Annotated in this window: 15 protein-coding genes and 3 pseudogenes; 11 read left to right on the top strand and 7 right to left on the bottom strand. The window is 74.3% G+C overall.

Translation table 11 applies throughout. The features are described 5' to 3' along the window. The 6 genes and pseudogenes from ACYVPE_RS27610 to ACYVPE_RS27585 all read left to right on the top strand — a co-directional run. Positions 1-251: pseudogene (locus ACYVPE_RS27610) on the top strand (IS200/IS605 family accessory protein TnpB-related protein); the annotation flags it as partial. A 6-nt stretch (positions 252-257) separates the two neighbouring features. Beyond that, positions 258-434 (top strand): hypothetical protein, encoded by a 177-nt coding sequence (locus ACYVPE_RS27605; RefSeq protein WP_461036438.1) that lies wholly within the window; start codon positions 258-260, stop codon positions 432-434. A gap of 55 nt (positions 435-489) precedes the next feature. Next, positions 490-699, top strand: coding sequence for a PqqD family protein (locus ACYVPE_RS27600; RefSeq protein ID WP_461036437.1), 210 nt, complete (start codon positions 490-492; stop codon positions 697-699). After that, positions 696-1118: a lasso peptide biosynthesis B2 protein gene (locus ACYVPE_RS27595; protein ID WP_461036436.1), complete on the top strand. Its 423-nt coding sequence runs from the start codon at positions 696-698 to the stop codon at positions 1116-1118. Before ACYVPE_RS27600 ends, ACYVPE_RS27595 begins: the two co-directional genes overlap by 4 nt. Further along, on the top strand, positions 1094-2233 hold the full coding sequence (locus tag ACYVPE_RS27590; protein ID WP_461036435.1) for a protein-L-isoaspartate O-methyltransferase family protein: 1140 nt from the start codon (positions 1094-1096) through the stop codon (positions 2231-2233). Before ACYVPE_RS27595 ends, ACYVPE_RS27590 begins: the two co-directional genes overlap by 25 nt. Before the next feature lie 10 nt (positions 2234-2243). Then, positions 2244-2778: pseudogene (locus ACYVPE_RS27585) on the top strand (flavin reductase family protein). A gap of 15 nt (positions 2779-2793) precedes the next feature. Here ACYVPE_RS27585 and ACYVPE_RS27580 read toward each other — a convergent pair. Continuing rightward, entirely contained in the window at positions 2794-3189 is a 396-nt protein-coding gene (locus ACYVPE_RS27580; RefSeq protein ID WP_461036434.1) for a winged helix-turn-helix transcriptional regulator, read from the bottom strand. 101 nt (positions 3190-3290) lie between these two features. On the opposite strand from ACYVPE_RS27580, the gene ACYVPE_RS27575 reads away from it, so the two are divergent. Next, positions 3291-4187 (top strand): alcohol dehydrogenase catalytic domain-containing protein, encoded by an 897-nt coding sequence (locus ACYVPE_RS27575; protein WP_461036433.1) that lies wholly within the window; start codon positions 3291-3293, stop codon positions 4185-4187. 27 nt (positions 4188-4214) lie between these two features. Here ACYVPE_RS27575 and ACYVPE_RS27570 read toward each other — a convergent pair whose 3' ends face one another. Both ACYVPE_RS27570 and ACYVPE_RS27565 read right to left on the bottom strand, forming a co-directional pair. Further along, a complete protein-coding gene (locus tag ACYVPE_RS27570; protein ID WP_461036432.1) occupies positions 4215-4943 on the bottom strand; it encodes an ArsR/SmtB family transcription factor in 729 nt (242 codons plus the stop codon). A gap of 61 nt (positions 4944-5004) precedes the next feature. Beyond that, positions 5005-5637: an FMN-dependent NADH-azoreductase gene (locus ACYVPE_RS27565; RefSeq protein WP_461036431.1), complete on the bottom strand. Its 633-nt coding sequence runs from the start codon at positions 5635-5637 to the stop codon at positions 5005-5007. 151 nt (positions 5638-5788) lie between these two features. On the opposite strand from ACYVPE_RS27565, the gene ACYVPE_RS27560 reads away from it, so the two are divergent. Further along, complete coding sequence (locus ACYVPE_RS27560) at positions 5789-6400, top strand: TetR/AcrR family transcriptional regulator (protein ID WP_461036430.1); 612 nt, start codon at positions 5789-5791, stop codon at positions 6398-6400. Between the two features lie 40 nt (positions 6401-6440). On the opposite strand, the gene ACYVPE_RS27555 is transcribed toward ACYVPE_RS27560, so the two are convergent. Next, positions 6441-7694, bottom strand: coding sequence for a vanadium-dependent haloperoxidase (locus ACYVPE_RS27555; RefSeq protein WP_461036429.1), 1254 nt, complete (start codon positions 7692-7694; stop codon positions 6441-6443). Positions 7695-7868: 174 nt separating this feature from the next. Between ACYVPE_RS27555 and ACYVPE_RS27550 the strand changes: the two genes are divergently transcribed. Beyond that, on the top strand, positions 7869-8723 hold the full coding sequence (locus ACYVPE_RS27550; protein WP_461036428.1) for an NAD-dependent epimerase/dehydratase family protein: 855 nt from the start codon (positions 7869-7871) through the stop codon (positions 8721-8723). On the opposite strand, the gene ACYVPE_RS27545 is transcribed toward ACYVPE_RS27550, so the two are convergent. Continuing rightward, entirely contained in the window at positions 8720-9499 is a 780-nt protein-coding gene (locus ACYVPE_RS27545) for a TetR/AcrR family transcriptional regulator (RefSeq protein WP_461036427.1), read from the bottom strand. The genes ACYVPE_RS27550 and ACYVPE_RS27545 overlap by 4 nt on opposite strands. A 53-nt stretch (positions 9500-9552) precedes the next feature. Between ACYVPE_RS27545 and ACYVPE_RS27540 the strand changes: the two genes are divergently transcribed. Beyond that, positions 9553-10755 (top strand): hypothetical protein, encoded by a 1203-nt coding sequence (locus ACYVPE_RS27540; RefSeq protein ID WP_461036426.1) that lies wholly within the window; start codon positions 9553-9555, stop codon positions 10753-10755. Positions 10756-10810: 55 nt separating this feature from the next. Here ACYVPE_RS27540 and ACYVPE_RS27535 read toward each other — a convergent pair whose 3' ends face one another. Together ACYVPE_RS27535 and ACYVPE_RS27530 are read right to left on the bottom strand one after the other, a co-directional pair. Next, positions 10811-12703 (bottom strand): AMP-dependent synthetase/ligase, encoded by a 1893-nt coding sequence (locus ACYVPE_RS27535; protein ID WP_461036425.1) that lies wholly within the window; start codon positions 12701-12703, stop codon positions 10811-10813. Between the two features lie 8 nt (positions 12704-12711). Beyond that, a pseudogene (locus ACYVPE_RS27530) lies at positions 12712-12888 on the bottom strand (hypothetical protein); the annotation flags it as partial. Between the two features lie 154 nt (positions 12889-13042). Here ACYVPE_RS27530 and ACYVPE_RS27525 point away from each other — a divergent pair. Then, positions 13043-14392, top strand: coding sequence for a 3-oxoacyl-ACP reductase (locus ACYVPE_RS27525; RefSeq protein ID WP_461036424.1), 1350 nt, complete (start codon positions 13043-13045; stop codon positions 14390-14392). Position 14393: the final 1 nt, after the last annotated feature.

Below are 14393 nucleotides of genomic sequence, written 5' to 3'. Positions count from 1 at the left end.
GGCACCCGATCCGGCGACGGATGGCACCGCCCCCGCACGACAGGAGTGATCGTGCGGGGCATCGGACCGTCCAGGCCAGCTCGATGGCCCCGGGGCGCGAGGGAAACCGCCCCCGCATCCCCGGACCACGGACACGATCCGTACGCGCCGGATACGGCGAGAACGCGGTAGACCAGAACACCCAACACCGTTCGGGGCATTCGGCTGAGCATGAGTCCTGGCAACAGGACACACTCCCGCTCAGTCCCTAGGAACGGTTGATCGACGGCGCGCGAGCGATCGGCACCCTGGGGCGTGGCGCGGCCGGCCTGCCGGTCTCGCTGTTCGCCCTCGACGGAGTGCTGGCCGCGGAGGTGTGGTCACGGAGTCGGGACGAGCCCGCCGGCTGGTGGCGGGCGTCGGGTGAGGTGATCGGCCGTGCGACGGCGAACTGAGGTGCGTGTGACGCGGTGGGCGGCGGCCGTCGTCGATCCCGAGGGGAATGGTGCGATGGTGCTGGATCTCCGCACCGGTGCGTGGCTGCATCTGAACGAGGTGGCGGCTGAGTTCTGGAGCCGCGTCGCCGGTGGACTCGGGCCCGATGAGGCACTGGTGTCGTTGGCGCGTGAGCATCGCGTCGATCCGGGGCGACTGAGGAGCGACCTGGACGCGTTGCTCGACGTGCTCGTCAGCCGGCGGCTGTTGGAGTGGGTGCGGTGAGCACGGCCATGGCGCTTCCCGCCGACGACTTCTCCCGCCTCCGCCTCAGGTACCGCCTGAGCGGTGCCCTGGGGCTGCTGGTCGCCGCCTTTCTGCTCCGGCTCCCCTTCCGGGCGGTGGTCGGCTTTCTGGGCCTGCTGAGACGTGTTCCTTTCCGGCCCGCCGGCCGTTGTGAAGGCGCCGACGTTGTCGCGGGTTGCGGCTGGGCAGCGCGGGTCTGGCCGGGAAGGGCGGCCTGTCTGGAGATGTCGCTCGCTGCCGTCCTCGCCGCCGCCGCGCACCGGCGCCGACTGGTCTGGTGTCTCGGCGCGCGACTCAGACCCGTCGCGGCGGCACACGCGTGGGTGGAGGCGGGCGGGCTCCCGGTGGGAGAGCAGCCGGAAACGGGTCATCCGTGGCGCGCGGCCATCCGGCTGTGACAGGAACGGGGAGCGAACGAGTGAGGGAGAGTGGATACGTGATGGTCGATGCCGTCGACCGAGCGATCGGGCGGGTGAGTGAGGCGTTGTACCGGGGACGGGACGGGCGCGCTGTGCGGCAGACGACGCCGACCGAGGTGATCGCGCGGCATCTGCGGGTGCTTGATGTGCGGCCTGGGCAGCGGGTGTTGGAGATCGGGACCGGTTCGGGATACTCGGCGGCGGTGCTGGCCGAGGCGGTGGGGCCGACCGGGCATGTGGTCAGCGTGGACGTGGTGCCGGAGTTGGTGGAGCGCGCGGCGACGATCCATCGGGACGGGTTTCGGCCCAACATCACGTCCGTCGTGGGTGACGGACTTGTCGGTTGGTCGGAGGGGGCGCCGTTCGACCGGGTGGTGGCGTGGACACAGCCGCCGTTGCTGCCGGAGGCGTGGCTGACGCAGACGCGTATCGGGGGAGTGGTGTTGGCTCCGGTGCCCTGTGCGCCGATCGCGTACTCCACGGTCATGGCGCGCATCGAGGTCGGGGACGACCACAGCCCGGTCGCGGTCACCCCGCATCGGGGGCAGTATGTGCCGATGCGTACGCCGGGGAACCGGCGGCGTGAGCTGGTGGTGGCGTATCGACGGCCTGGAGGCGGCGGTGAGTGCTATCTGTCGGCACCGTGGTTGCGGGGGAGCAAGGAACCCGGGCTCGCGGACGCGGTGTTGGGGCGGGCACTGGCCGCGGAGTACAGCGAGCCGTTGGAGGAGGGCTGGCCGGAGGTCGAGCACCTGAAGATCTGGCTGATGGCGTCGGAGGTCGAGCGCCTGAGCGTGGCGGGTCTCGGACGCGAGACGGCGATCGGGATCACCACCGCCGACGACCTCGCCCTGGCCGTGCTCTTTCCCGAACCGCGCCTGCTGGCCGAGTCGGCCGACTCGGCCGCGCTCAAGGAACTCAGAGAGTGGATCGGACGGTGGCGCGATGCCGGTCGTCCCCGGATCGACCGACTCCGCGCGTGGTGTGAGCCGGTGGAGGGCGGCTGGTACCTGCGGACGACTCGTACGTGGGTGAGTACTGCGCCTGAGAGCGCCGGGGACGTTTCGGCGCCGGCCGAAGCGTCCGGAGCCTAGCCTTCCGGCCATGGACACCGCACCACCCGGCACGGCGGAGCACACCGCCGCCCGCCACGTCACGATCGAGCCGAGCATTCTCTACTTCGGGACCCCGGTGGTGCTCCTGACGATGGAGAACCGGGACGGCTCGTTCAATCTCGCCCCCATGTCGTCGGCCTGGGCGGCGAGGGGCAGACGGCGCGCAACCTCGGGTCCCGGCCCGAGCTCGTGATCAACCTGCCGGCCCCCGCCCAGTGGCATGCGGTGGAGCGGCTGGCGCCGCTGACCGGCCGCAGTCCGGTGCCGGCCACCAAGGCCGAGGGCTGGAGGCGCGCGCGTCCCGGGTCAGGACCGACGTCTCCGGTGGATTCGTCATCGTGGAGGCCGCCGTGCTGCGGGTCCACGCGGACCTGCGCGTCGTCGTGCCCGGCACGGATCACGTCGACCCCGGCGCGTGGAGCCCGCTCGTCTACAACTTCCGCCACTACTTCGGGCTCGGCCCGGAGCTCGGCCACTCCTACCGCGGCCAGACGCCGACGCCGAGCGTGACGGCGACCGGGTGAGGGGGTGGACGAAGGTCAGGCGTCCGCCCGGTCGTACTCCACGCGTGCCAGCTCCACCTCCGGCATGTGCGCCTCGGCCCACTCCTTGAGGTGGCAGATCGTCTCCTGCAGGGAGCGGCCGAGCGGGGTGAGCTCGTAGTCGACGCGGACCGGCACCGACGGGGTCACCGTGCGGGTCAGCAGCCCGTCCCTCTCGAGCCCGCGGACGGTCTGGGTCAGCATCTTCTGGCTCACCCCGGCGATCCGCGCGGCGAGTTCCGAGTAGCGCAGCGGGCCGCCGAGGCCGAGGGCCGCGATCACCAGGCTGGCCCACTTGTTGCCGATCGTGTCGAGCAGTTGCCGGCTGGGACAGGACGCGTTGAACGCGTCGAACCGTACCGGCGGGCCGTCCGCGGTGCGCGTGTCGTCCATGGCTTACCTCCAGGTGCCTACACCACTTCAAAGTGCCTACTTCCCAAAAGAGAGTAGGTCTCGGATGGTTGTGTAGTCCACCGAACGGAAGGAACGTCATCGTGACGCTCGCACTCGTCTCCACCCCCGACGCCACCGCGCCCACCCTCGTGGAGGTGACGCAACTCCCGCTGGGCCCCGGCGAGTTGCGGGTCCGCGTCACGGCGGCTTCGGTCGATCCCGTCGACACGCTCTACGCCGGCGGACCGGCCCGGGCGATCTTCGGGCTCACCGGCACGGTCGGCCTCGGCTGGTCCCTCACCGGCGTCGTCACCGAGGTCGGCGCCGAGGTCACCGGCTTCGCGGTCGGCGACCAAGTGGCCGCCGCACACTGCGACGTCACGGCTCCGGTCCGCGCGCACGCCGAGGAGACCGTGGTGCCGGCGTCCGCCGCGGCGTTGTTGCCGGGCGCGCTCGACCCGGTCGACGCCGCCTCCCTGCCGATCAACGCGCTGACCGCGGTGCGGCTGGTCGACCTGCTCGGCCCCGCCGACGGGCGCACCCTGCTGGTCACCGGCGCGGCCGGCTCGGTGGGCGGGTACGCCGTCGCGCTGGCCGCCCACACCGGCTGGGCCGTCACCGGGCTGGCGCGCGAGCACGACCGCGACTTCGTCCTGCGAGCCGGAGCCCGCGAACTCGTCACGGAGTTGCCAGGGCCGACGTTCGACGCCGTACTCGACGCCGCGGTCCTGCACGCGGCGGCCCTCGCCGCGGTCCGCGACGGCGGGACCTTCGTCGGCGTGCCGGCGGCCGCTCCCGCGACGGCCGAGCGGGACATCGAGGTTCATATCGAGAGCGTGCTGCCCGACGGCGCGCGGCTCGCCCACCTGCTCGCCCTCGCCGCCTCCGGAATCCTCGAACTACGGGTGGCCGGCCGGGTGCCGCTCGCCGAGGCCGCGACGGCGTACGACAAGGTCGCCGGCGGCGGCCAGCGCGGGCGGTGGCTGCTGGTGCCGTGAGGGAACGCCCCGCCGCGGACGGCGGGTTCAGCCGCGCCGGCGCACCAGGAGTCCGTCGGGCAGGGCGAGGTGGTCGTGGAGCGCCCGGCGCCCCACCGGCGTGACGAGCACGGCGCGGGTGGATCCGACCCGGGAGACCCAGCCCGCGTCGAGGGCGTGCCGGCACAGCGCCGCGCCCACCGCGCCGGCCAGGTGCGGGCGGCGTTCCGTCCAGTCCAGGCAGGAACGCACCGCGGGGCGGCGGGTGCCGGCCGGGACCGTGACGCCGAGCTCCGCGAGCCAGGCCCGGCCCGCGCCGGTGAGGCCGAGCCCCCGCTCCCAGCCGAGCAGCCCCCGCCGGGTCATCGCGTCGGTGATCGCGACCCCGACGGCGCCGGCCAGGTGGTCGTAGCAGGTGCGCGCGTGGGCCAGCGCCTCCTGACGACCGACCGCCGTCAGCGAGCGGGGCGGCGCGGCGGGCGGCGGCGCCAGCGCGGCGAGGCTCTCGACGAGCTCGGCGACCTGGGCGTTCGCCAGCCGCACATAGCGGTGCCGCCCCTGTCGCTCCTCGGCCAGCAGCCCGCCACGGACCAGCGCGTTCAGGTGCTCGGTCGCGGTCGAGGCGGCGACGTGCGCGTGGCGGGCCAGTTCCTTCGCGGTCCAGGCCCGGCCGTCGAGCAGGGCCAGGCAGCAGGCGGCGCGGGTGCCGTCGGCCAGCAGCCTGGCGACGGCGGCCAGGTCGGGCCCGGTCGGCTGGGCTCGCCGCGTCATGTCCATGTGTTCGATTGTCGCCGGGGACGCTTCGGCCGGCGCCGAAGTGTCCCCGGCGGTTCGTTCCTCAGTTGCCGGCGAGCGCCTGGCCGGCGGCGCGGGCCGCGGTGCGGGCCTCGGAGTGGTACTGCTCGGCCAGCTCCCGCAGGTCCTCCATGCCGGGGCTGCTGGCGGCGAGGGTGAGCTCGCGCTTGACCACGGTGAGCTCGGCCCCCCAGATGTCGACGAGGATGCGCTCCAGGTAGGGGGTGGAGTGGTCCCAGCCCTCCCGCGGGGTCCCCGGGCCGTAACCGCCGCCGAGGGCGGTGGCCAGCACGGTGGGGGTGCTCTTCAGCACCGGGGTGGTGGGGCCGGCGCCCGCGATGACGAGGTCCACCCAGGTCTTGAAGTGCTGGGAGACGCCGTAGTTGTACAGCGGCACGGCCAGGATGGCGGTGTCGGCGTTCTGGACCTCCTCGGCCAGGCTCGCGGCGAGCGCGACGGCCTCGCGCTGGGCCGGGGTGCGGTCACCCTCGGGGGTGAAGCCCCCGGTGGTGGCGAGCGCCCAGGCGTCGGCGGGCAGCGCGTCGGTGCCGAGGTGGCGGCGGGTCACCGTGGCGCCGGGGTGCTTGGCGACCCACTCGGCCTCGGCGATGTCGGCGAGCTCGGCGCTTGAGGAGGCGCCCGGCAGGATGCTGGCGTCCAGGCGGAACAGGTTCATGATCGTGATTCCTCGATGGGTTGACGGTCCGCCGTAGCGGTCGATGGCGTGGCGACGGTGCCGGCTGCGGATCGGACGTCCGGGCGCCGCGGTCGCTTCCAATATAAACGGACTTTACCCCGCTTCGTGTTCCCGGCGGTAGGTTGGACAGGTGGACCGCTCTCTTGTGCCCTTCGGAAAGCCGCGCTGCGAGCGCGCCGACGCCGTACGCAACCGCGAGCACCTGCTGAGGACGGCCCGCGAGATGATCGCGGAACAGGGCGTCGCCAAGGTGACGATGGACGGCCTCGCCGAGCGGGCCTGCCTCGGCAAGGGCACCGTCTTCCGCCGCTTCGGCAGCCGGGCCGGCATCTTCCGGGCCCTGATGGACGCCGACGAGCGACAGTTCCAGGAGCAGGTGCTCGGCGGCCCGCCGCCGCTCGGCCCCGGCGCCGACCCGGTGGAACGCCTCGTCGTCTACGGTCGGGCCAGGATCGCCTTCCTCATGGACCACCGCGCCATCGCACGCGCCGGCCTCGACCGCGACCGGCCCGTCCCCGTCGGCGACGCCTCGCTCTCCCAGCTCCACATCCGCACGCTGCTCGCCCAGGCCGGCGTCCGGATCCCCAGCCTCAACGGCGTCGCCATCCAGCTCACCGCCGCCCTGGAGGGCCCGACGCTGCTGTACCTCAGGAGGTCGGAGGAGGAGGCACCGGCGGAACCGGATCTCGTCGACTTCCTGGGCGACAGCTGGCAGGCCCTGATCGAACGCCTCACCCGCTGAGCCCCGGCCTTCGGCCGAACCGCCGCCGGCCGAACCGCCGTCAGCCGAGGAGTCCATCGGCGTTCTCGAGGGTGTGGGCCGCGACGGTCCTGCCGAGCCGGACGCCGGCCACGTCCGCCGTCCTGGTGTGGATGCCGGAGAACACCCGGGCGTCGACGTTCTCCACCGACAGCTGACGCCAGGCGGTGTAGGTGCGGGTCACGCCGGGCGCCGTCGGGCTGGTCAGCTCGAACGGCGCGGTGCGCGGCCCGACCAGCGCGGTCAGCACGCCCTCCGCGGCGCCCGCGTAGGTGCCGTGGCCGCTCGGGTAGTCCGGGTGCGAGGGCGTGACGTGCAGCGGCGTCCAGTCGGCGTCGCCGCCCGCGCGGAGCGCGGTCACCGGACGCCAGGCGAGGTGGGCGTACTTGCTGTCGGACGTGGCGATCGCGGTGTCCACCAGCGCCACATGGAACAGCGCCACCAGCTCGGCCCGCTCGGCGAGCGACCCCCGGGATCGGTCGAGCGCCACCCGCAGCGGCTCCGTGTAGAGCGTCAGCGACGACCCGTACCAGAAGGCCGCCGTCTCCGTCTGGTGCGCGCTCCGCACCGTGCTGTCCGCCGAGCCGTAGGCCGCGACCTCGGCCAGGTCGGCCCGGTGCCTGGCCGAGCCGACGGCGGGCGGCGGCGCCAGCCGGTACTGGTCGCCGCCGGCCAGCAGGAAGGGCCTGGCGAAGCGGGTGCCGGCCTGCGCCGGCGGGCCGTAGGCGGGCGGCGACGGCTGCCAGCTCGTGGGCGCCGGTTCCGGCACCGTGAGCGGCGCGTTGACGGACGCCGGATCGAGGCCGGCGCCCGCGCCGTCGGCGAGCAGGGCCCTGGCCTCCCGCCGCCCGGCCGCCAGGCCGGCGTCCTCGGCCCGGCCGTCCGGCACCCGGTCGAGCGTGGCGTCGAGCGCCGCGTCCAACTCCGCGGCGCGCGCCGGGACCAGCTCGCTCAGCGTCTCGTGCACCGCCCCGGCCAGTGCGGCGTCCTGGTACGCGGCCCGGCCGTCCGCGCGCAGCGCCCGCGCGGCGGCCAGCCAACCGATGGCCCACGTACGGTTGTTGGTGACCTGGGTGGCGGCGCCGGCGGCGGCGACGCTCTCCGCCGTGACGTCGTACCACTCCACGGCGACGTCCACCGGCGCCGGTTCGTGGGTGGCGGCGGTGTGGGCGGCCGGGCTCGCGGCGGTGCTGGCTGGCACGGCGAGGGCGCCGACGGCCGCCAGGGCGAGGGCCGTGGTGAGGGACCTGACGGGCAGGCGGGACGAGATACGCAACGAAGGCTCCTGACGCGTGAACGACGAGACGAAAGGAGCGGCGGCCGCGGCAACCGCGCACGTCATCGTCGCACCCCGACGTTGCGTCGGCCTGGCCTCAGATGAAGCCCCCGTGTCAAGCTGACCCGGCTTGATCGTCCGCACTGTCGATCGTGAACGAAGGTACGTGATCCCATGCCACGCGTTGCCGTCACCGGCGGAAGCGGCAAGCTCGGCCGCGCCGTCGTCCGGGAGCTGCTCGACCACGGCTGGGACGTGGTCAACCTCGACCGCGACCCGCCGGCCGAGCCACTGTGCCCGTTCGTCCGCGTCGACCTGACCGACTACGGCCAGACCGTGGGCGCGCTCACCGCCGTGGACGACCGCTACGACCGCGTCGACGCCGTCGCGCATCTCGCCGCGATCCCGGCCCCCGGGCTGGTGCCGAACACGGCCGTCTTCGGCAACAACATCACGTCCACCCACCACGTCTTCAGCGCCGCCCGGGTGGCCGGCATCCGCAACCTGGTCTGGGCCTCGAGCGAGACCGTGCTCGGGCTGCCCTTCGACACCCCGCCGCCCTACCTCCCGGTCGACGAGGAGTACCCGGCCCGCCCGGAGAGCAACTACTCGCTCGCCAAGCACCTGGAGGAGCAGGCCGCCGCACAACTCTGCCGCTGGGACCCGGAGTTGAAGATGGTCGGCCTCCGTTTCTCCAACGTCATGGAGGTGCCGGACTACGCCCGCTTCCCCTCCTTCGACGCCGACCCGAAGCTGCGCCGCTGGAACCTCTGGTCCTACATCGACGCCAGGGACGGCGCCCAGGCCGTGCGGAAGGGCCTGGAGTACCGGACGCCCGGCATGGAGGTCTTCGTGATCGCCAGCCCCGACACCGTGATGTCCACCCCGTCGGCCGAGCTGGCCGCCGCCGAGTTCCCCGACGTCGAGGTCAGGACGGAACTCGGCCGCCACGAGGCCCTGATGTCCACCGCCAAGGCCCGCCGCCTGCTCGGCTACGCCCCGACCCACAGCTGGCGCGACCACGTCTAGCCGAGTGAGGACAGGCCCTCGGCGCCGCGGTCCTCCTGCTGGTGCCCGTCCTGGCGACCGGCTCGGCCGGGCCCTGGCAGCCGGGCCTCGATGCCGTCGAGGACGAGGGCGAGGCCGAGTTCGAAGGCGCCGTCGAAGTCGGCGTACTCGACCTGGGCGTGGGCCGCCAGCGTCGGGTAGCGGTCCGCGCGGGCCGTCAGGTGGGCCTGGACACGGCGGCGGAGGTCGGCCTCGGCGGCCGGGTCGCGGACCGTGGCCCGCCACACGTTCTCGGCGGCTGAGTGGCCGGCGGCGTAGCCGGTGAGCGCGTTGACGGCCGCGATCAGTTCGAGGCCGGTGAGGCCCGCGCCGGCGAGGGTGGCGTAGAAGTGCTCGGAGTGGGCCAGGGCGATCGGCCCCAGCAGCGGGCGCGTGGCGCGGAGCCCCGGGATCCACGGGTGGCGCCGCATCGTCCGCCGGCTCCCGACGAGATGGGTGGTGAGCGCGCCCCGCCACGGGGTGCCGGGCGGCGGCAGCGGCACCTCGTCGAACACCGCGTCGAGCGCCAGGTCGAGGACGTCCTCCCGGCTCGTCACATGGCCGTAGAGGGACATCGTGCCGGCGTCGAGGCGGGCCGCGAGCCGCCGCATCGAGAAGCCGGCGACGCCCTCCGCGTCCAGCAGCCCGACGGCGGCCGCCACGATCCGCTCCCTGGTCAACCGCGGGCGGCGCGGCGTGCCGTCGTCGACACCGTCCTTGTCCTCGCTCTCGCGGAGCCAGCGGCTTTCGGTCGTCATCCGTACAGTGTACGGAAACCCGTACACCTAGCTTCGGCGCCATGGATGAGCGAATGACACCCGACGGGTGGGTGTGGGAGTACGCGCGGCTCGCGCTGCGCATCGGCCGGCGGCTGGGCGGCGCGATGCTGATCTACCAGGGCCCCGCCGGCTGGGCCGACGAGGTCGCCGCGGAGGAGCCGCCGCCCGCCGGGCGGCTGGTGGACGACGCCGAACGGCTGCTGGACGAACCGCCGTTCGCCCCGCCGCGGGCCCGCTACCTGGCCGCCCAGGTGCGCGCGCTGCGGGCGGTCGCGCGGACGCTCGACGGGGCGGTGCCGCCGCTGGCCGAGTACGCGGCGGAGACGTTGGGGGTGGTGGCCGACCCGGTGCCCGAGGCGAGCCTGGCGGCGGCCCACGACGCGCTCGACGCCGCGCTGCCGGCCGGTCCCGGGTCGCTGACCGCCAGGCTGCGGGCCTGGGAGGCGGCGCACGCCCTGCCGGCGGCGCGCCGGGGCGAACTCCCGGCGCTGATCGACCGCGCGGTGGCCGAGACCCGGGCCCGCACCGGGGCCATCGTCCCGCTGCCGGCCGACGAGCGGGTCGGCGTCCGGCTGGTGCCCGACGCGCACTTCCTGGCCGCCGGCTCCTACGACGGCGGGCGACGTTCCACCATCCACGTCAACGACGGCCTGCCGTTCAACCTCGCCGACCTGCTGTACGTCGTCGCGCACGAGGGGTATCCTGGCCATATCGCGGAGTCGCTGCTGAAGGAGATCCACCTCGTCGAGGGCCGCGGCTTGACCGACCACCGGGTGCGGTTCATGCTCTCGCCCTCCTTCGTGCTCAGCGAGGGCCTCGGACTGCACGCCCAGGAGCTGGTCTTCCCCGGCGACGAGGCCCAACGCTGGCTCGCCGACCGAGTGTTCCCCGCCTACGGCATCGCTCCCGACGGCGCCGACCTCGCCGCCGTCCACCGGGCGCGGAACCTGCTGTGGGGCGCCTGGGCGAACGCCGCGCTGCTGGCGGCCGAGGGCAGGCCGGAACCGGAGATCGCGGCCCACCTCGGCCGCTGGACGCTGCTCGACGAGACCGGCGTCGCGGCCGCCCTCACCTCGCTCCGCGCGCCGGGGATGGGGCTCTACGTGCTGGGCTACCACCACGGGCACCGCCTGGTGGGGGAGTACCTGGCCCCCGAGACCCGGCGCGCCGACCGGGTGCGCCGGCTGCTCACCGAGCAGTTGCTGCCGGGGGATCTGACGGGCGGCGCCGGCTGACGCGCCGCCGGAACCCGGGGCCGGTTCAGCGCCGCCCGGTTCAGGGCCGTTCGGTTCAGGGCCGTTCGTAGAGCCGGTCGATCTCGGCGGCGAACGCGGCCGCCACCGCCGCCCTCCTGACCTTGAGCGAGGGCGTCAGCATCCCGTTGGCCTCGCTGAACTCGCCCTCGACCAGGGCGAACGCGCGGATCGACTCGGCCCGCGAGACGGCCTCGTTGGTGTACTCCACGGCGCGCCGCAGCTCCGCGAGCAGCTCGGGGTCGTCGCGCAGCTCGGCGAACGGGGTGTCGCGCGGCCGCTTGCGGACCGCGAGCCAGTGGGCGAGCTGGTCGGCCTCCAGGGTGATCAGCGCGGCGACGAACGGGCGTTGGTCGCCGACCACCAGGCACTGGGCGATCAGCGGCCGGCCGCGCAGCCGGTCCTCCAGCACGCTGGGGGAGACGTTCTTGCCGCCCGTGGTGATCAGGATGTCCTTCTTGCGGCCGGTGATCCGCAGGTAGCCGTCCGCGTCGAGGCTGCCGAGGTCGCCGGTGGCGAGCCACGCCCCCTCGTCGGCGGCGCCGGCCGCCACCGTGCCGCCCCTGACCAGCACCTCGCCGTCGTCACCGAGCCGCACCGCCGCGCCGGGAACGGGGTGGCCCACGGTGCCGGGTCGCGGCGCGAGCGGCGGGATCAGGGTGGCGGCCGAGGTGGTCTCGGTCAGGCCGTAGCCCTCGTAGATCACGACGCCGCAGCCGAGGAAGAACAGGTTGAGGCGGCGGTCGAGCGGCGAGCCGCCGCTGATCGCGTAGCGCAGCCGGCCGCCGAGCGCGGCCCTGATCCGGCGGTAGACCAGCACGTCGTACAGCCCCTTGGCGAGCCGCAGCCCGAGCCCCGGGCCCCGACCGGTGCCCAGGTACGCGCGGAGCGTCGCCTCGCCGTAGGCCACCGCTATTCGGTCGGCCCGCTCGAACGAGGCGCCCCGGCCGAGGCGTTCGGCGGTGGCCCGGCCCGTGTGGTGGATCTTCTCGAAGAGATAGGGCACGCCGACCACGAACGTCGGTCGGAACCCGGCGAGTTCGGGCCGGAGGTCGTCCGGCCTGATGCTGGGGCAGTGGCCGCTGACGATCCGCGCCGACACGCAGGCGATCTGGATGGTGCGGCCCAGGATGTGGGCCAGCGGCAGGAAGATCAGGGTGGCCGGGGTCTGCCCGGTGATCTCCTCGAAGACCGGCTTGAGCAGCGCCACCAGGTTGGCGGTCTGGGCGTGCAGGTTGGCGTGGCTGATGGCGCAGCCCCGTGGCCGGCCGGTGGTGCCCGAGGTGTAGACGACGGTGGCGACGGTGTCGGGGGTGAGCGCGGCGCGCCGCGTCTCGACCTCGGCCGCTTCGATCTTCTCGCCGGCCGTGGCCAGTCGGTCGAGGCAGCCCTCGTCGATCACCAACAGCTCGGGGGAGTGGTCGAGTTCGGCGATCGCGGCGTGGGCCACCGTGGCGTGCTCGGTGGTCTCCACGACGAGCAGGGTCGCCCCGGAGTCCCGCAGGATCCACTCCACCTGGGCGGCCGAGGAGGTGGCGTAGACCGGCACGCTCTGCCCGCCGGCCGCCCAGATCGCGAAGTCGAGCAGCGTCCACTCGTAGCGCGTGCGGGACATCAGGGCGACCCGGTCGCCTGGCCCGAGCCCGGCCGCGATCAGCCCCCTGGCCAGTGCCGTGACCTCGGCGGCGAACTCGGCTGCGGTGACCGGCCGCCAGCCGTCCGCGGTCCGCCGCCTGAACACCTCGGCGTCCGGCGCCTCGGCGGCGTTGACGAACGGCAGGTCGGCGGTGCTGCCGGCGCTCGGCGCCGGCACCAGCGGCGCCGTCCGCACCTCGCGCACCGCGCCGTCCTCCGTGATCACCTCGGCTGGCGCGCGCCCCGCGAACGCGCTTCGCCGCCTGGCCCTTCTGAGGTCCCCACGAGCACCCATCTCGGCTCTCAGCTCCCTTGCCGGTCGTCGTCCCGGGGACGCAGGTCGTCCCGCGGACGTTCGAGGATGGCGGTCACGCCCTGGCCGCCGGCGGCGCAGACGGAGATCAGTCCCCGCCCGTGGCCGCGTTCGCGCAGCAGCTTGGCGAGGGTGGCCACGATACGGCCGCCGGTGGCGGCGAACGGGATCCGGTTCCCGCCGAGGATCGCGACCCTCCGTCCTGGCTGCCGCGTCGTGCTCATCTCACGTCTCCTCGCCGGTTCCCGTGCCGCCACTTGGCCCGGCGGACTCGATTGTCTTACTTTTCAGTAGACTTACCGTGCAGTAAGGAGGAAATCAATGGCCGATCGCTATCTCTCCTTCGCCACCAGCCGCGCCGGCGCCCCGCTCGTCCGCCGCCTCGGGCTGCCCAGGCCGGCCCAACTGGTCAGGCACCGACCAGGACTTCCGGTGGCGCGCGGCCCCGTGCTGCTCGGCGAGTCCGCGGATGGCCGGCTCGGCGCGGCGCTGCGCGCCGCCCTCGACTCCTGCGGCGCCGCCGTCCCCGCCCACGCCGAGGCGCCCGGCGCCCTCGTCTACGACGCCACCGGCATCCGCGAGAGCCACCGACTCGACCAACTGCACGCCTTCCTGCACCCCAGGATCCGCGCCCTGGCGCCCGGCGGCCGGCTCGTCGTGCTCGGCACCCCGCCCGAACTCGCCGCCACTCCAGGCGAGTCGGCGGCCCAGCACGCCCTCGACGGCTTCGTGCGGTCGGCCGCCAAGGAGCTGCGCGGCGGCGCCACCGCCCAGCTGCTGCTGGTCGCGCCGGGCGCCGAGGACGCCATCGAGGGCACGCTGCGCTTCGCGCTCTCCGCGCGCTCCGCCTACGTCTCGGGACAGACCCTCCGGATCGGCCCCGGCGGCCGCGCCGCCGCCCCGCAGGACTGGGACCGCCCGCTCGCCGGCCGCACCGCCCTGGTCACCGGCGCCGCCCGGGGCATCGGCGCCCACGTGGCGCGGGTGCTGCACCGCGACGGCGCCCGCGTGATCGGCGTCGACGTCCCCGCCCAGGGCGACGAACTCCGCCGCGCCCTCGCCCCGTTGGACGGCGTCCCCGTCCCACTCGACATCACCGCGGACGACGCGCCGGCCCGGCTCGCCGAACGGCTGGCCGACGACCCGGCCGGCCACCCGGCAGGCCACCCGGCAGGCCTCGATATTCTCGTGCACAACGCCGGCATCACCCGCGACCGCACCCTCGGCCGGATGGACGCGGACCGCTGGCGGGCCGTCCTCGACGTCAACCTGGTCGCGGTGGAACGCCTCACCGAGGCGCTCACCCCGCTGCTGCCCGAGGGCGGCCGGATCGTCCTCACCTCCTCCATCAGCGGCATCGCCGGCAACGTCGGACAGACCAACTACGCGGCCAGCAAGGCCGGGTTGATCGGCCTGGCCCAGGCGCTCGCCCCCGCGCTCGCCGACCGCGCGATCACCGTCAACGCCGTGGCCCCCGGTTTCATCGAGACCCGGATGACCGCCGCCGTCCCCCTCCTGGTCAGGACGGCGGGACGCCGGCTGAACAGCCTGGGCCAGGGCGGCCGGCCGGTCGACGTCGCGGAGGCCGTCGCCTACCTCGCCTCGCCGGGCGCCGGCGCCGTCACCGGGCAGGTGCTGCGGGTCTGCGGCCAGGCCCTGTTGGGGGCCTGAC

This window comes from Streptomyces mayteni, from assembly GCF_054783955.1.
Note: the sequence above shows the minus strand (reverse complement) of the source record. Positions and strands in the feature narration are given on the sequence as shown.